Annotated in this window: 12 protein-coding genes and 1 pseudogene; 11 read left to right on the top strand and 2 right to left on the bottom strand. The window is 71.7% G+C overall.

Annotated features, from left to right (window positions below):
* Positions 1-236: 236 nt before the first annotated feature.
* The 7 genes and pseudogenes from H4N64_RS35090 (at position 237) to H4N64_RS35120 (ending at position 11,325) form a co-directional block, all read left to right on the top strand.
* Entirely contained in the window at positions 237-3,521 is a 3,285-nt protein-coding gene (locus H4N64_RS35090) for an FtsK/SpoIIIE domain-containing protein (RefSeq protein ID WP_186286610.1), read from the top strand.
* 177 nt (positions 3,522-3,698) lie between these two features.
* Positions 3,699-5,054, top strand: coding sequence for an ABC transporter substrate-binding protein (locus H4N64_RS35095; protein WP_186286580.1), 1,356 nt, complete (start codon positions 3,699-3,701; stop codon positions 5,052-5,054).
* Between the two features lie 3 nt (positions 5,055-5,057).
* Positions 5,058-6,392, top strand: a complete 1,335-nt coding sequence (locus tag H4N64_RS35100; RefSeq protein ID WP_186286581.1) for a carbohydrate ABC transporter permease — start codon at positions 5,058-5,060, stop codon at positions 6,390-6,392.
* Positions 6,389-7,270 (top strand): ABC transporter permease subunit, encoded by an 882-nt coding sequence (locus tag H4N64_RS35105; RefSeq protein ID WP_186286582.1) that lies wholly within the window; start codon positions 6,389-6,391, stop codon positions 7,268-7,270. Before H4N64_RS35100 ends, H4N64_RS35105 begins: the two co-directional genes overlap by 4 nt.
* Before the next feature lie 173 nt (positions 7,271-7,443).
* Positions 7,444-8,489: pseudogene (locus H4N64_RS35110) on the top strand (glycosyltransferase); the annotation flags it as partial.
* A gap of 323 nt (positions 8,490-8,812) precedes the next feature.
* On the top strand, positions 8,813-10,081 hold the full coding sequence (locus tag H4N64_RS35115) for a hypothetical protein (protein WP_186286583.1): 1,269 nt from the start codon (positions 8,813-8,815) through the stop codon (positions 10,079-10,081).
* 41 nt (positions 10,082-10,122) lie between these two features.
* Positions 10,123-11,325, top strand: coding sequence for a hypothetical protein (locus tag H4N64_RS35120; protein WP_186286584.1), 1,203 nt, complete (start codon positions 10,123-10,125; stop codon positions 11,323-11,325).
* On the opposite strand, the gene H4N64_RS35125 is transcribed toward H4N64_RS35120, so the two are convergent.
* On the bottom strand, positions 11,315-11,728 hold the full coding sequence (locus H4N64_RS35125) for an organic hydroperoxide resistance protein (RefSeq protein ID WP_186286585.1): 414 nt from the start codon (positions 11,726-11,728) through the stop codon (positions 11,315-11,317). The genes H4N64_RS35120 and H4N64_RS35125 overlap by 11 nt on opposite strands.
* A gap of 80 nt (positions 11,729-11,808) precedes the next feature.
* On the opposite strand from H4N64_RS35125, the gene H4N64_RS35130 reads away from it, so the two are divergent.
* Positions 11,809-12,318 (top strand): MarR family winged helix-turn-helix transcriptional regulator, encoded by a 510-nt coding sequence (locus tag H4N64_RS35130; protein ID WP_186286586.1) that lies wholly within the window; start codon positions 11,809-11,811, stop codon positions 12,316-12,318.
* A 116-nt stretch (positions 12,319-12,434) separates the two neighbouring features.
* Positions 12,435-13,415 carry a UDP-glucose 4-epimerase GalE gene (gene galE / locus H4N64_RS35135; RefSeq protein ID WP_186286587.1) on the top strand — a complete coding sequence of 327 codons (981 nt, stop codon included), beginning with the start codon at positions 12,435-12,437 and terminating at the stop codon, positions 13,413-13,415.
* Between the two features lie 71 nt (positions 13,416-13,486).
* Here galE and H4N64_RS35140 read toward each other — a convergent pair whose 3' ends face one another.
* On the bottom strand, positions 13,487-14,125 hold the full coding sequence (locus H4N64_RS35140; protein WP_186286588.1) for a TetR/AcrR family transcriptional regulator: 639 nt from the start codon (positions 14,123-14,125) through the stop codon (positions 13,487-13,489).
* A 162-nt stretch (positions 14,126-14,287) separates the two neighbouring features.
* Here H4N64_RS35140 and H4N64_RS35145 point away from each other — a divergent pair, with 162 nt between their 5' ends.
* Both H4N64_RS35145 and H4N64_RS35150 read left to right on the top strand, forming a co-directional pair.
* Complete coding sequence (locus tag H4N64_RS35145) at positions 14,288-15,211, top strand: ABC transporter permease (RefSeq protein ID WP_186286589.1); 924 nt, start codon at positions 14,288-14,290, stop codon at positions 15,209-15,211.
* Entirely contained in the window at positions 15,204-16,034 is an 831-nt protein-coding gene (locus H4N64_RS35150; RefSeq protein ID WP_186286590.1) for an ATP-binding cassette domain-containing protein, read from the top strand. The genes H4N64_RS35145 and H4N64_RS35150 overlap by 8 nt, the downstream gene beginning before the upstream one ends.
* Positions 16,035-16,041: the final 7 nt, after the last annotated feature.

Raw genomic sequence — 16,041 nt, forward strand, 5'->3', positions numbered from 1 at the left:
GTCCGCACGGTAGAGATGCGCCAGAGATACGGCAGGGATCAGGCACTTTTACGGGCAGAGCCGACCAATCAAGATCACTTGTCACCGGGCGGCAGGCGCGTTGTCAGTGGCAGGTGCGAGGATGCCTTCCGTACTGGCCGATGTGCTCGTGTGGCGGTGGGGGAAGTCCGCGGTGGAGGACCGCGGGGCGTCGTCCCCGTTCGCGGGTGCCCGCGCAGAAGGGACCGCTGACGGCGATGCAGATCCGGCTGACCGTCGTAGACCCGCTGGGCCCGCCGCCCCCCGCCGCCGCGCGGGGTCGCGCCGCGAGCTGCGACGTGCTGGTCACGGCGCCCGCCGGCACGGCCCTGGCCGCGGTGGCGTCGGCGCTCGCCTCGGCGGTCTCCGCCGGCGAGGGTCCTGTGGTGGTGTACGCGGGCGCGGAGCGGCTCGACAGCGCGCGCAGCACCCTGGGCGAGCCCCCGCTGATCGACGGCGCCGTCCTCTCCCTGGGCGCGCCCGCCGAACCCGAGGCCCACCCAGAGGTCGACGACGCCCCGACCCAGCTCCACGTGGTGGCGGGCCCCGACGCGGGCGGCGTCCACCTCCTGCACGGCGGCCGGATAAATGTCGGCCGGTCCGCCGACGCCGACGTACCCCTCGACGACCCGGACGTCTCCCGTCTGCACTGCGCGGTCACGGTCGGCGCCGACGGCCGCGTCTCGATCGCCGACCTCGGCTCCACCAACGGCACGACCCTGGACGGCACCCGCGTGGGCACCCGCCCGGTCCGCCTCACCCCGGGCGCGCTCCTGCGCATCGGCGAGTCGGCCCTACGACTCGCCCCGACGGGCGGCCCGGGGGCCCGGGTGCCGACGGTGCCGGACGGGGAGGGCCACATCCGCCTGTACGGCGCCCACACGCGCGTGGAGCCGACGCCGGGCGCCTCAGGGCCCACCGGGGAGACGCGGCACGCTTATGGCGCGGCCGCCTGGGGGGCGTCGTCGGCCACGTCGGGGGCGCAGGAGCACGGGCCGGTGGAGCCGCCTGTGGTGCCCGGACAGGGCGGAGCGCCTCGGATCGAGAGCCACGGGGCGGCGCGGGTCCCGGCGCCGCGCGGGGGCGACACCCACGGAGCCGGTTTCACGCCGGAGGCGCGCCCGCACGCGGATGACCGTCCGACGGACGCGCACATGCGTCCGGTGGCCGACGACGGCCCGGAAGCCGGCGGCCGCAAGGGAACTCCGCTGCGCGGCACCGACGTCCCTCAGGGCATCCGCAAGCGCGGCGGCCTCGGCGCATGGGCGCGGCGGCTGACCGGCGGGCGCGGCGAACAGGACGCACCCGGACGCGAGGCCTACGACGAACAGGGCGCCGAAGCCGTGGAGCACCGCTCCACCGCCCACCGGCTCCCAGAGGCCTGGCCGGACCCCGCCGCCCTGCTGCTCACCGCCCTGGGCCCCGGCCCCCGCCTGTGGGAGCGCGGGCCGGATCACCCCGAGGCGCTCACCGTCCGCCTCGGCACCGCCGACCGCGCGGCCCCCGACGGCGCCGGACTGCTGCCCGCCGTCCCCGTGACCGCCGATCTGCGCGAGGCCGGCGCCCTGGGTCTCGCCGGTCCGCGCGCGCGACTCGCCGGTCTTGCCCGCGCGGTGGTGGCCCAGCTCGCCGCGCTGCACTCGCCGGACGCCCTGGAGATCGTGCTGATCAGCGCGGACCGCTCGCGCCCGCTGGAGGAGCGCACCGCCGAATGGTCCTGGCTCGGCTGGCTCCCGCATCTGCGCCCGTCCCACGGCCAGGACTGCCGCCTGCTGCTGGCCCACGACCGGGAACAGGCCACGGCCCGCACGGACGAGCTGCTCCGACGTCTTGACGACCACCTGGACCACCACGGAGAGCGGCCCTCCGCCGCCCCCGCCCGCCGCCCCTCCTGGGCCAGGGACGACCCGGCCGACCACTTCGCCGGGCCGTACACCGTGGTCGTCGTGGACGGCGACCCCGGCGGCGCCGACGTCCGGGAAGCCGTCGCGCGGCTCGCATCGGCCGGCCCGCGGGCCGGGATACACGTGCTGTGCCTCGCCGAGACACCTCCCGCCTCCCCCGCCTCTCCGGTCACCGAGACCTACCGCGCGGCATGCGCGGCGGCACCGTCGTTCCGGGAGTGCGGCGCGGTCGCCCTGCTGAGTGGCGATGTGGCGACCGCGCTGCGGCTGATGCGGGTCGCCCACGCCGCCGGAGCGGACGCCCCCGCCGACCCGGCCCCCGTCGCCCCCGGCACCGTGGCCGTCGTGGACGCCGTCTCGCTCCCCTGGGCCGAGCGGTTCGGGCGGGCTTTGGCACCACTGCGGCCGGACGGCGTCGTGGGAGAGCGGCAGGCGCGCGTCTCCGCGCCGCTGCCCCAGGCGGCCCGGCTGCTGGACGAGCTGGGTCTCGCCCGGGCCACCCCCGCCTCCCTGATGGCCCGCTGGGCGGACGCGGCCGACGACGCCGAGGCGCTGGGCGGACGCGCGTGTGCCGTGCTGGGCGCCGGTCCGCGCGGCCCGGTCTGCGTGGACCTCGCGGCCGATGGACCGCATCTGCTGATCGAGGGCCCCGCGGGCAGCGGCCGTACGGAGCTGCTGCGGGCGCTCGTCGCCTCGCTCGCCGCCGCCGAGCGGCCCGACCGGCTGACCATGGTCCTGATGGACGGCCGGGACAGCACCGGCGCGGGCGGCAGCGGCGACGGACTGCGAGTGTGCACCGACGTCCCGCATGTCACCACCCACCTCACCGCCAACGACCCGGTCCGGATGCGGGAGCTCGCCCAGTCCCTGAGCGCCGAGCTGAAGCGGCGGGCCGAGCTGCTGGGCCGTTCCCACTTCGCGGAGTGGCACGCGGGCCGGGTGGTGACGGGCCGCATGGTCGCCCAGCGCACGGCCACCACCACCGCCGGCGGAACAGGAACCGGCGCCGCCGACCTGGACGCCCCGCCCAGCTCGACCCTGCGGCTGCGCCCGGCGGCGGCCCGCCGGCAGTCGGAGGCGGCACCGCCGCTGCCCCGTCTGGTCGTGGTCGTGGACGACCTCGACGCTCTGGTCTCCCCGGCCCTCGGCTCCCCCGGCCGACCGGCCGCGGGCTCGGTCATACGCGCCCTGGAGGCGGTGGCCCGGGAGGGCGAGCGGCTCGGCGTCCATCTGGTGGCCGCAACAGGCGCTGACGGCCGTACGGCCGAGTCGGAGCCGGCGCGCAGGGCCACCCTGCGGGTCACCCTCGACACCCCGGCCACGGGCCCGGACGAACCGGCACCCGGCCGAGCCAGGCTGACCTGGGCGGACGGCCGCGCGACCGCCTTCCAGGGCGGCCGGGTCACCGGCCGTATCCCCCGCACGGCGACCCTGCGCCCGACAGTCGTCCCCCTGGAATGGCACCGCATGGGCGACCCCCCGACCCGCCGCCCGGTCCGCGAACTCGGCAACGGCCCGACCGATCTCGCCCTTCTGGCCAGCGCGTTGGAGCGAGCGGCCAAGGAGGTCTCGGCCGCCGAGGTGCCGTCGCTCCTCTAGTCGCTGCTCCGGACGCCTGCTAGCGCCTGGGTGGAGGCCTAGTCACGACGTAATCACAATCGTCACCTTGACAGCGCAGGCGTACTTGCCGACCCCCGCGACCCGGCGTAGACCAGACCGCACAAGACAGCGCTCGAACGTTCGACGAGGCAACGAAGCACGAAGAACGGGGCAGTGATGCGCAGCAATCGCACCATCCGGATCGCCATGGCAACCGTCGGCGCCCTCGCGCTGGCCCTCACCGGCTGTGGCGGAGACGACGACAACGGCGGCGGAGGCGGCGGGACAGAAACCGGCGCGGGCTCCACCGTCCAACTCCCCAAGCTCGACGGACAGACTCTGGAGGTCGCGGCCGTCTGGACCGGCCCCGAGCAGGACAACTTCACCAAGGTGCTGGACGAGTTCGAGAAGCGCACCGGCGCCAAGGTGAACTTCGTGCCCACCGGCAACAACACCTCCACATTCCTCGGTACCAAGATCCAGGGCGGTCAGCCCCCGGACGTGGCGTTCCTTCCGCAGGTCGGCGTGCTGCACCAGTTCGCCGAGAAGGGCTGGATCAAGCCCATCGGCGCCGACGCCCAGGCCCAGTTGGACAAGAACTTCTCCACGGGCTGGAAGGAGCTCGGGGCCTACGATGGCAAGCAGTACGGCGTCTATGTGAAGGCCGCCAACAAGTCCCTCGTCTGGTACAACACCGCCGCCTTCGAGGCCGCCGGCATCACCGAGGAGCCGAAGACCTGGAAGGACTTCCTGGCCACCGCCCAGACGCTCTCCGACGCCGGTTCCCCGGCCGTCTCCATCGGCGGCGCGGACGGCTGGACGCTGACCGACTGGTTCGAGAACGTCTATCTCTCGCAGGCGGGCCCAGAGAAGTACGACCAGTTGGCCCAGCACGAGATCAAGTGGACCGACCCCTCGGTGAAGGACGCCCTGACCACGCTCGCCGAGCTGTGGGGCAAGGACGAGCTGATCGCGGGCGGCCGTTCGGGCGCGCTCCAGACGGAGTTCCCGAAGTCGGTCACCCAGACGTTCTCCGGTGACACCCCAGCCGCGATGGTCTTCGAGGGCGACTTCGTCACCGCGAACATCAACGCCGACACGGACGCGAAGGTCGGCACCGACGCCAAGGTGTTCCCGTTCCCGGCGGTCGGCGACGAGTCGCCGGTGGTCAGCGGCGGTGACGTGGCCGTGGCGCTGAAGGACGGCGAGGGCGCGCAGGCGCTGATGACGTTCCTGTCGTCGACCGACGCGGCCGAGATCTGGGCGGCGCAGGGCGGCTTCATCTCGCCCAACAAGGAGATGGACCAGGCGACGTACAAGGACGACGTCACCCGGGGCATCGCCGAGGCGCTGATCGCGGCGGGCGACGACTTCCGCTTCGACATGTCCGACCAGGCGCCGGCGGCGTTCGGCGGCACCCAGGGCGTGGGCGAGTGGAAGGACCTGCAGGACTTCCTGAAGAACCCGAGTGATGTGGCGGGCGCCCAGCAAAAGCTGGAGGCGGACGCCGCCAAGGCTTACACGACCGGCTGACGGATGTCGGCCGTCGCGAACGAAGGTGCCGGCACTCCGCCGGCACCGCGCAAGAGCGTGACGGGCACCCGGCTGTGGGTGGCGGTGCTGTTTCTGCTGCCCGCGCTGGTGCTGCTCGGCGCGCTCGTGGTCTACCCGATCGGGTACTCGGTCTGGCGCAGCCTGTACGACGCGGGCGGGGACGGCTTCGTCGGCCTGGACAACTACGTCGACGTCTTCACGGACGACGCGACGCTGACGGCCGTACGCAACACGGCGATCTGGGTGGCGGTCGCGCCCGCGGTGGTCACCGTGCTGGGCCTGATCTTCGCGGTGCTGACCGAACGGGTGCGCTGGGGCACGGCGTTCAAGCTGATCGTCTTCATGCCGATGGCGATCTCGATGCTCGCGGCAGGCATCATCTTCCGGCTGGTGTACCAGGCGGATCCGGACCAGGGTGTGGCGAACGCGATCGTGACGTCGGTGCACGACACCTTCGCCGACTCCTCGGTCTATCCGAAGGCCCGCCCGAACGCCCAGGTCAGCGATCTGAAGGCGTCGGGCGGCGGTTCGTTCACGACCACGGGCACGGTGCAGGCGGGCACCCCGGTGAAGCTCCCGCTCGTCGGCATCGCGCCCAACCGGCTGCCGGGCGACCCCGAGGACGCAAAGGCGGCGACCGGTGACGGCATCACCGGCACCGTCTGGCTGGACTTCAAGCTCGGTGGCGGCGGCGAGAAGGGCGAGGTCGACGCGGGCGAGAAGGCGCTGGAGGGCATCAAGGTCGAGGCGGTCAAGGACGGCGAGGTCGTCGCCTCGGCGACCAGTGGCGCGGACGGCACCTTCACCCTGCCCGCCGAAGCCGACGGAGCCCAACTGCGCCTGCCCGGCTCGAACTTCTCGGCGCCCTACAACGGCGTCGACTGGCTGGGCCCGACGCTGGTGACCCCATCGATCATCGGGGCGTACGTCTGGATGTGGGCGGGCTTCGCCATGGTGCTGATCGCGGCGGGGCTCGCCGGAGTCGACCGCAACCTGCTGGAGGCGGCCCGGGTCGACGGCGCCAACGAGTGGCAGGTGTTCCGCAGGATCACGGTGCCGATGCTGGCGCCGGTCCTGGTCGTCGTACTGATCACGCTGATGATCAACGTGATGAAGATCTTCGACCTGGTCTACATCATCGCCCCCCAGCCCACCCAGGACGAGGCCAACGTCCTGGCGCTGCAGCTGTTCCTGTCGTCCTTCGGCGGCGGGGGCAACTACGGCCTGGGCAGCGCGATCGGCATCATCCTGCTGCTGCTCGTGATCCCGGTGATGATCGTCAACATCCGCCGGCTCAGGAAGGAGCGCGAGCGGTGACCGCACTCGATTCCGCCGTGCGCGGCAAGCGGTCGTGGGCCTCCCGGGTGGCGGGCGGGGCCGCGGGCGGGGCGCTGCGTGTCTTCCTGCTGCTGGTGGCGCTGTTCTGGCTGGTGCCGACCTTCGGTCTTCTGGTGTCCTCGTTCCGCGATCCGACCGACATCGCCTCCTCGGGCTGGTGGAAGGTCTTCACGGCACCGGCCCAGCTCACCACCGAGAGTTACAGCACCCTGCTGGAGAACGACGACATCACCAGCGCGCTGTTCAACACCGTGTGGATCACCGTTCCGGCGACCCTGCTCGTGGTGATCATCGGCGCGATGGCCGGATACGCCTTCGCGTGGATGGACTTCAAGGGCCGCGACTGGTGGTTCATGCTGGTGATCGCGCTGCTGGTGGTGCCGGTGCAGGTGGCGCTGATCCCGCTGTCCGAACTCTTCGGCGAGCTCGGGATCTTCGGGTCCATCACCGGTGTCGTGCTGTTCCACGTGGCGTTCGGACTCCCGTTCGCGATCTTCCTGTTGCGCAACTTCTTCGCGGAGATCCCGAGGGAGCTGCTGGAGGCGGCGCGGCTCGACGGCGCCGGTGAGGCACGGCTGTTCACGACGGTCGTGCTGCCGCTGGGCGCCCCGGCCATCGCGTCGCTGGGAATCTTCCAGTTCCTGTGGGTGTGGAACGACATGCTGGTGGCGCTGGTGTTCTCCGACTCCGGCTCCCAGCCGCTGACGGTCGCACTCCAGCAGCAGGTACGGCAGTTCGGCAGCAATATCGAGGTGCTGGCGCCCGGCGCCTTCATCTCCATGGTGATCCCGCTGGCCGTGTTCTTCGCGTTCCAGCGGCAGTTCGTGTCCGGTGTGATGGCGGGCGCGGTGAAGTAGCCCGTAGGACAAGCGGATCGAGGGGCCGGCCCGAGGACACCGGGCGGCCCCTTCGCCGTTCATCGGGCCGTCCCCCGTATGCCGCAACGCTGCGTAACCAACTCACTCCATCGGCCGTTCCCGGGCAAGGCCCGACCCGTCCCGCTGCCCGCGCCGCCCCATGGATGCCCCACTTGCCCAGGTTCAGTGTCATCGTCCCCGCGTACAAGGTTCAGGCGTATCTCCACGAGTGCCTGGAATCGGTGCTCTCCCAGTCGTATCCCGCGCTCGAACCGATCGCCGTCGACGACGCCTCGCCGGACGCCTGCGGTGCGATCATCGACGAGTACGCCGACCGCCTGAAGGAGACCGGCGAACCGGACGTCCTGGTCCACGACCACGTGCGCGTCCACCGGACCGGCGAGACGCTCCGCGACCGGGCCTTCGTCCAGCTCACCGAGCAGGGCAACAAGGCCTGCCGCCGGGAGTTCGTCGAGCGCGAGGGCCTGTCCTTCCCGCCCGGCCACTACGAGGACGCCCTCTGGACGTACCCGGCCCTGATGACGGCGGAGTCGATCGCGGCCCTGGACCGCGTCTGCGTGCACCACGGTCGGCGTCGCAAGGGAAGCGTCCCGATCCGCCGCCACTTCGACGTCTTCGAGCAGTACGACCGGGTCTTCGCGTTCCTCGACCGGCGCCCCGAACTCGCCTGCTGGCGGCCGGTGTTGTTCCGCCGCATGGCCGACCGCCTCGCCTCGATGTTCGGCCACGGCGGCCTCCCGCGCGGCAGCCGCGCCGAGTTCCTGCGCCTGGCCCGCGCCCACTACCGCCGCCACCGCACCCCGGGCGCCCCCGCCCCCCTGCGCGACCGCCTCCGGCACACCCTGCTCCGCCCCGGCCCGCACCGCACCTACCGCGCCCTGCGACTGGCCGCCGCGACCGGCCGCAGGACCGCCAAGGTCACCGCGAAAACCACGGGCGCCCTGCGCACGGCCGCGCTCCGCCTGCACTACCGCGTCCAACTCCGCCTGCCCCTGCGCCAGGACCGGGCCGTGTTCTCCGCGTACGACGGTCAGGGCCACGGCTGCGACCCGGGCGCCCTGGAGCAGGCGCTCCGCACGCACGCCCCGCACATCCGCACGGCATCGATCGCACACCCCGGACACCACCACACGATCCCGGCCGCCACCCGCCGTATCACCCCGGCACGGCCGCCTACTGGAGGGCGCCGGGCCGGTCCACGTAGTTCCGGGCGCGTTTCTGCCCGTACGACGACGGCCGCGCCGCCGAGCGGGTCGTATGGCACGTGGTGCTCGGCGAGAAGGGCCTGCCGCCGGTCGTGCCGCTCGACGAGCGGCATCCGGTGCCGTCGGCGGCAGCGTCCCCCGCACACTCCCCGCTCGCCGCCCTCCCGCGGCCCGCGGCACCCCTGTCCCTCACCGACCGTCTCCGAACGCCGTTCTCACCCAGGGGAGTTCCCATGCCCTCCAGCCCGTCGCGGCCCACCCCGAGCCGACCCCACACCTGGCGTCCGGCCGGGCGGCCCGGCGGCCGGCGGTCCTCGTGAGGCCGCGCACCTGGGTGCTGCTCCTGGCCGCGCTCTTCGCCGTCCTGCAACTGGCGAACGTCTCCGGCCGGGACACCCCCGACACCAGGAACTACCTCTCGTACGCCCTCAGCCTGCGCGGTGACAGCAAGCGGGAGGCGGCCATCGCGACCATCGAGCACTACTGCGCGGGCAAGGCGTCGATCGCGCACCGCAGGCAGAACGTGAACGTGGTCCGCTTCCACCGCCCCGACCCGGCCCCCGGGGTCATGGCGAAGTGCCGGGCGAAGGAGTGGCCCGAGGTCGAGAAGCGGCTGGAGGCGGGGCGGACGGCCGGTCACACCGTCCCCTTCGCCGCGGAGCGCTTCATGCGGATCTTCGAGGTGCGGCCCGGCTACCCGGTCTTCCTGGTGCCGTTCGTGACGGTGTTCGGCGTGACCTGGGGGCTGTGGGCGGCCGGGGTCACGGTGGCGGCGGCGGGCGGGGTGCTGGTCTTCCTGACCTTGCGCACCCTGTCGGTACCGCTCCCGCTCGCGCTGACCGGCCAGGCGCTGTACTACGTCCTGCCGTGCGGGGCGATCGCCATGCGGCCCATGACGGAGGGCCTGCTGATGGCCCTGACGCTGGCGGCCGTGTGGGGCTGTGCGCTGGCGCTGCACGGGCGGCGGGCGGGACTGGCGCTGATCGCGGGTGCGCTGGCCGCGCTGTTCACCGTGAAGCACTCGCAGGCGGTGTTCCTGGGGGTGTGCCTGGCAGGGGCGGGCGCGCTGATCGCCCTCACGCGCCGGCTGAAGGGGCGGGCGCCGGGCCGGGACATCGCGGCGGTCGCGGGGGTCGGTCTGGGCGCGGCCCTGGGAACCGTCGTACTGGCGATGCTGCTCGGCTACCCGTCGGCGTCCGAGAGCGTCCAGGACCTGCTGGCCGACCACTTCACCCGCCCCGACCGGGCCGACCCTTGGCCGGAGTTCCTGCAACTGTCGCTGAACTTCTGGACGGAGTGGCTGCGCCGGCAGTTCTGGGAGCCGCTGTTCCTGGCGGCGCTGGGTGCGGGGCTGTTCGGCGCGCTGCGCAGGCCGACCTTCGGCGCCTTCCTGATCGCGGCGGCGGGCACCGGCATCCTCACCCAGGCCGGACACCCGGACATCAACATCTGGGGCGGCCGGCTGATCGCCCTGGCCTGGCTGCTGCCGGTGATCGGCGTACCGCTGCTCCTGGAGCACCTGCTGCGCGCCCAGGTGTCACTGCCGGCTCAGGGGCACTCCGATCGGGCTCACTCCATGAGGTGACGCGAGGTCAATCCGTTGATCCCACCGGGAACATACGGCAAATGCCTGAAACGCTCCTCACCCGGCGCACCGCACAAGGCGCGACCGCCCTCCGCGGCGGCCGCGCCTGGCGCCCCACCCCGTACCAGCTCTTGGGCTTCCTCTGCTGGCTGCTGATGACCCTGGCCTACTGGCGCCTGCCCCTGTGCTGCGAAGCGGGCCAGCATGCGGCGGTGGTGGAACGCCTGAAGGCGAACCTCCTGAACCCCCGTCACCCGACGGCAGACCTGCCGGGCGAGGGCAGCCTGTACTACTCGCCGTACGCGGTGGCGCAGGGGCTGTTCGCCCGGCAGACGGGACTGGGCGGCTGGGAGGTGCTGCGCGTCGCGGGCCCGCTGAACCTCCTGGTCCTGCTGACGGGACTGGGCCGCTTGGTGAGAGTGCTGACGCCAAGACCATGGGCGCCGGTCCTCGCACTGGCCCCGATGACTCTCCTGTGGGCCAACCTCGGCTATCCGTCGACGTTCGCGATCGGCCTGACCTTCTGGGCATGGGCGTTGACGGGAGCGAGGGGCAGGGGGCCGGTGCGCTTTGTGGGCCCGAGCGGACGACCGGGCCTGATGGGATACGCGGTCCTGGGCGTCCTGTACGGCCTGATCCTGTTGATCCACCCGATCACAGGGGTTGGGGCAGCGCTAGGAGCGGTGGCGTTCACCGCCGGGCATGGGAGGTTCCGCAAGGGGCGCGGGGCTGTGTTGAATGTGCGGCTATCGCCGCGCGGGCGCGACAAGCCCCCACCGGCCCGCACGTTGATCACAACCACGACCACCGCACTGCTGACAGCCGCGCTCTGGCCCTACTTCAACGCCTTCGAAGCCCCCAGCCTCGACTTCGTCACGGTCCAGCCCCCGCGGGGACCCACGTACGCATGGGCCGCCCAGCACATCCGCCCCGGCGAAGTCGTGATCGCCGACAGCCCCCGCGCCGCACAGACCATCCCGGGCTACGGCCCGAACCTCGCCGCCCCCGCCCGGAGGGACCCCGCGCTGGACGAACGCGAGCGGCGCGGACGCCTTGAGGACGTCCGCGCCTATCTCTCCCCCGATTCGACCCGCGCCGAGCGCACAGCCATCGCCCACCGCTACCACGTGCGCTGGCTGCTGTTGACGCGCCTGCGCACCGTGCCCGAGGAGGCCGTGGTGGTGGCGTGGAGCCCGCGGACCGGGGAGGTGCTGGCGCGGGTCTCCCCCGGGGCTACTCGATGACGAGGTCGACCTCGATGTTGCCGCGGGTGGCGTTGGAGTAGGGGCAGACCTGGTGGGCCTGCTCGACGAGCTTGCGGCCGGTCGACTCGTCCACGGTGTCGGGCAGTTCGACGCGCAGGGTGACCTTCAGACCGAAGCCCTCGCCCTGCTTGCCGATGCCGACCTCGCCGGTGACGGCGGCGTCGGCGACGTCCACCTTGGCCTGGCGGCCGACCAGGCCGAGGGCGCTGGCGAAGCAGGCGGCGTAACCGGCGGCGAAGAGCTGCTCGGGGTTGGTGCCCTGACCGTTGCCGCCGAGCTCGACCGGCGGGGCGAGCTGGAGGTCGAGCTTGCCGTCGGAGCTGATGGCACGGCCCTCGCGGCCGTGGGTGGCGGTGGCGACGGCGGTGTAGAGCGCGTCCATGGATGAACCGTCCCTTTTCGAGAAGTCGGGGCTCGCTGACGGACTCAAGTAGAGCACACAATTAAATTGTGCACAACTAAATGGGGAGCAAGAGCTACCCTGGATCCATGAACCGGACCGGGACACCCACCGCGCCCCAGGAGGAATGGCTCCGCCTGGACCGCCAGATCTGTTTCTCCCTGCACGCGGCCGCGCGCGCCTTCAACGGCGTCTACCGCGTGATCCTCAAGGACCTCGGTCTCACCTACCCGCAGTACCTGGTGATGCTGGTGCTGTGGGAGCACGGCGACCTGCCCGTCAAGAAGCTGGGCGAACACCTGCGGCTGGACTCCGGCACGCTCTCACCGCTGCTGAAGCGACTGGAGAGCGCCGGTCTGGTGCGCCGGGAGCGCAGCGCGCGTGACGAGCGGTCGGTACAGGTGCGGCTGACCGAGGAGGGCTCGGCCCTGCGCGAGCGGGCACTCCAGGTACCGCGCCGGATCGCCGCCGCGACCGGCTTCGACATCGAGGAGATCAGCGCCCTGCGCTCCCGCCTGGACGAGCTCACCATCGCTCTCGACGAGGCGGCCCTGTCAGCGGCAGCACCGTAGCCGGGCGGACGAAAATCGTCCCATACAGCCATGATCCGACGATTACCGTTTCATTGACGGTAAACCGGAGTGGCTATGCTCCACGCACGGGCCAACTGACGAGGGGACGGCCGCACATGACCTGGCTGATCAGCGGCGGCGCCGGATACATCGGGGCGCATGTCGTACGGTCGATGTCCGAGGCGGGCGAGCGGACGGTGGTCTACGACGACCTGTCCACCGGTATCTCCGAGCGCGTGCCCGACGGTGTCCCGCTGATCGTGGGCTCCACCCTGGACGCCGAGCACGTGACCCGCGCCCTGGTGGACCACGAGATCACCGGGGTCGTGCATCTGGCGGCGAAGAAGCAGGTCGGCGAGTCGGTGGAGCAGCCGCTGCGCTACTACCGGGAGAACGTGGAGGGCCTGCGCGTCCTGCTGGAGGCGGTGACCGCGGCCGGCGTTCCTTCCTTCGTCTTCTCGTCCTCGGCGGCGGTGTACGGCATGCCGGACGCGGACCTGGTGACGGAGGAGACGCCGTGCGTGCCCCTGTCGCCGTACGGCGAGACGAAGCTGGCGGGCGAGTGGCTGGTGAGGGCGACGGCGCGGGCGACGGGCCTGTCGACGGCATCCCTGCGCTACTTCAACGTGGCGGGCTCGGCGACCCCGGAACTGGCCGACGTGGGCGTCTACAACCTCATCCCGATGGTCTTCGAGAGGCTTACGGAGAACGAACCCCCGCGCATCTTCGGCGACGACTACCCGACGCCGGACGGCACGTGCGTGCGGGACTACATCCACGTGGTCGACCTGGCGGAGGCGCACGTGGCGGCGGCGCGAGCACTGCGGTCGTCCCCGGGCACGGCCATGACCCTGAACATCGGCAGAGGCGAGGGAGTCTCGGTCCGCGAAATGATCGACCGAATCAACGCGATCACCGGCTACGACCGCCCCCCGACCACGACCCCCCGCCGCCCCGGCGACCCGGCCCGCGTGGTCGCCTCCTCCGACCGAGCAGCCACCGAACTCGGCTGGAAGGCCAAACACGACGTCCAGGACATGATCACCTCGGCCTGGGAGGGCTGGGTACGCCTGCACCCGGCGGCAGCACGCGACTAGCGGCACGACGAACGTCGCCCGCACTTCACAGCGGCCGGCTACGAGACGTCAGCCCCCGCTCAGGAGGCCGCTCACAGCGCCTTCAGCGCCCCCGCCGTAGCCCGTGCCAGAGCCACCAGGTAGCCCTTCGGCAGCTTTGGGCTGCGGATCACCACCGAGCGCCAATACAGCGGCCCGGAGATCAGATCCAGTGCCAGGTCGTGGTCGATGCCCTTCCGGACCTCGCCCCGTCGCTCCGCCGCCGCCACGATGCCGCTCGCGACGCCGTCCTGCCCTTCCCGCAGCGCCTTCTGCATGGCCTCGGCGATCTCGGGGTTGCGCGCGGCCTCCGCCTGGAGGTCCGGGATGATCTGGGAGGCGACGGGATGGCGCAGGGCCCGCGAAGTCACCTCGTACAGGAGGCGGAGGTCGTCCTCCAGAGATCCCGTGTCCGGCATCGGCAGCCCCTGCACCGCCAGCGCCGACACCACGTCCAGCACCAGATGCAGCTTGGACCGCCACCGCCGGTACACCGCCGTCTTTCCGACGCCCGCCCGTCGCGCGATCCCCTCGATCGACATCCGCGCGTACCCGACGGTCGCGAGCTCCTCGAACACGGCCGCCCGGATCGCTTCCGTCACGTCCGCCCGCAGCACGGCCGCCCCCGCGGGGGCCCGGCGGCGCGGACGCGGCTGGGGTCCGTCGGCGTTCGTCGTCATGCGGACCAGCATAGGGCGTTACGACGAAACGGTTGCGTTCCGACGTCCACTCGGCCTACGCTCGCGTTGCGACGATACGGTCCCGTCCCGACGTAAGAAAACGTGAAGAGTCCTGCAAGGGAACTCCGGGCGACGGAACCGCGCACCCCCACCCCCCGAGCGAAAGCAGCGGATGTGAGCCAGGTCCTCGACACACCGCCCCCGACGACGACGGCCCCTCCCGACGACGTCGACCTCGCGGCCCTCGCCGCCCGCCACGGCCTCTCGGTCAGCGGTGCCCGCCCCACCCTGCCCGAGTACGTCCGCCAGCTCTGGGCCCGGCGCCACTTCATCGCCGCGTTCTCCACGGCCAAGCTGACCGCCCAGTACAGCCAGGCCAAACTCGGCCAGCTCTGGCAGGTGATGAACCCGCTGCTGAACGCGGCCGTCTACTTCCTGATCTTCGGCGTGCTGCTGGGCACCAAGCAGGGCGTGCCGGACTATGTCCCGTTCCTGGTCACGGGCGTGTTCATCTGGACCTTCACCCAGAGCTCGATCCTCGCCGGCACCCGCGCGATCTCCGGCAACCTCGGACTCGTCCGCGCCCTGCACTTCCCGCGCGCCGCGCTGCCGATCTCCTTCTGCCTCCAGCAGCTCCAGCAACTGCTGTTCTCCATGGGCGCCCTGGTGGTCATCCTGCTGGCCTTCGGCGTACCGGTCGCCGCCTCCTGGCTGCTCGCCGTCCCGACCCTGGTGCTCCAGTTCACCTTCAACGCCGGCGTCTCGCTGATCATGGCCCGGGTCGGCGCGAAGACCCCGGACATCGCCCAGCTGATGCCGTTCGTGCTGCGCACCTGGATGTACACCTCGGGCGTGATGTGGAGCATCGACCACCTGCTGGCCAAGCACACCGACTGGCCGTCCTGGGTGGGCCCGGTGCTCCAGGCCAACCCGCCCGCCGTCTACATCGACCTGATGCGCTTCGCCCTGATCGACAGCTTCCACGGAAGCCAACTGCCGCCGCACGTGTGGGCGCTCGCCACCGGCTGGGCCCTGCTCGCCGGGGTCGGCGGTTTCATCTACTTCTGGAAGGCTGAGGAGACGTACGGCCGTGGCTGAGAACCTGAACGAACAGATCCCCACCGTCATCGCCGACCGCGTCGACATCGTCTACCGCGTCAACGGCACCGGTGCGGGCCGCGGCTCCGCCACCGCCGCCCTCAACCGCATCCTGCGCCGCAAGCAGACCGAGAAGGCGTCCGGCGTGCGCAAGGTGCACGCCGTGAAGCAGGTGTCCTTCGTCGCCTACAAGGGCGAGGCCATCGGCCTCATCGGCACCAACGGCTCGGGCAAGTCCACCCTGCTCAAGGCGGTCGCCGGCCTGCTGCCGGTGGAGAACGGCGCCATCTACACCGACGGCCAGCCCTCCCTGCTCGGCGTGAACGCGGCCCTGATGGGCGACCTGACCGGTGAGCGCAACGTCTACCTCGGCGGCCTCGCGATGGGCATGTCCCGCGAGCAGATCAAGGAGCGCTATCAGGAGATCGTCGACTTCTCCGGCATCAACGACAAGGGCGACTTCATCACCCTGCCCATGCGCACCTACTCCTCCGGCATGGGCGCCCGGCTCCGCTTCTCCATCGCCGCCGCCAAGGACCACGACGTCCTGCTCATCGACGAGGCCCTCGCCACCGGCGACCGCTCCTTCCAGAAGCGCTCCGAGGCCCGTATCCGCGAACTGCGCAAGCACGCGGGCACGGTGTTCCTGGTCAGCCACAACAACAAGTCGATCCGGGACACCTGCGACCGTGTGCTGTGGCTGGAACGCGGCGAACTGCGCATGGACGGTCCGACGGAGGACGTCCTGAAGGAGTACGAGGCCTTCACCGGCGACAAGAAGCCCAGGGCCAAGCCCAAGCCCAAGGTGGCCCAGCCCGCCTAGCTTCTAC

It is taken from the genome of Streptomyces cupreus (assembly GCF_014257025.1).
In the GTDB taxonomy this organism is placed as follows: Bacteria; Actinomycetota; Actinomycetes; order Streptomycetales; family Streptomycetaceae; genus Streptomyces; species Streptomyces cupreus.

Coding starts and splice junctions, on each gene's coding strand:
- H4N64_RS35125 (WP_186286585.1), bottom strand. CDS start 11,728: ATGGACGCGCTCTACACCGCCGTCGCCACCGCCACCCACGGCCGCGAG.
- H4N64_RS35120 (WP_186286584.1), top strand. CDS start 10,123: ATGCCTGAAACGCTCCTCACCCGGCGCACCGCACAAGGCGCGACCGCC.
- H4N64_RS35130 (WP_186286586.1), top strand. CDS start 11,809: ATGGGGAGCAAGAGCTACCCTGGATCCATGAACCGGACCGGGACACCC.
- galE (WP_186286587.1), top strand. CDS start 12,435: ATGACCTGGCTGATCAGCGGCGGCGCCGGATACATCGGGGCGCATGTC.
- H4N64_RS35140 (WP_186286588.1), bottom strand. CDS start 14,125: ATGCTGGTCCGCATGACGACGAACGCCGACGGACCCCAGCCGCGTCCG.
- H4N64_RS35100 (WP_186286581.1), top strand. CDS start 5,058: ATGTCGGCCGTCGCGAACGAAGGTGCCGGCACTCCGCCGGCACCGCGC.
- H4N64_RS35090 (WP_186286610.1), top strand. CDS start 237: ATGCAGATCCGGCTGACCGTCGTAGACCCGCTGGGCCCGCCGCCCCCC.
- H4N64_RS35095 (WP_186286580.1), top strand. CDS start 3,699: ATGCGCAGCAATCGCACCATCCGGATCGCCATGGCAACCGTCGGCGCC.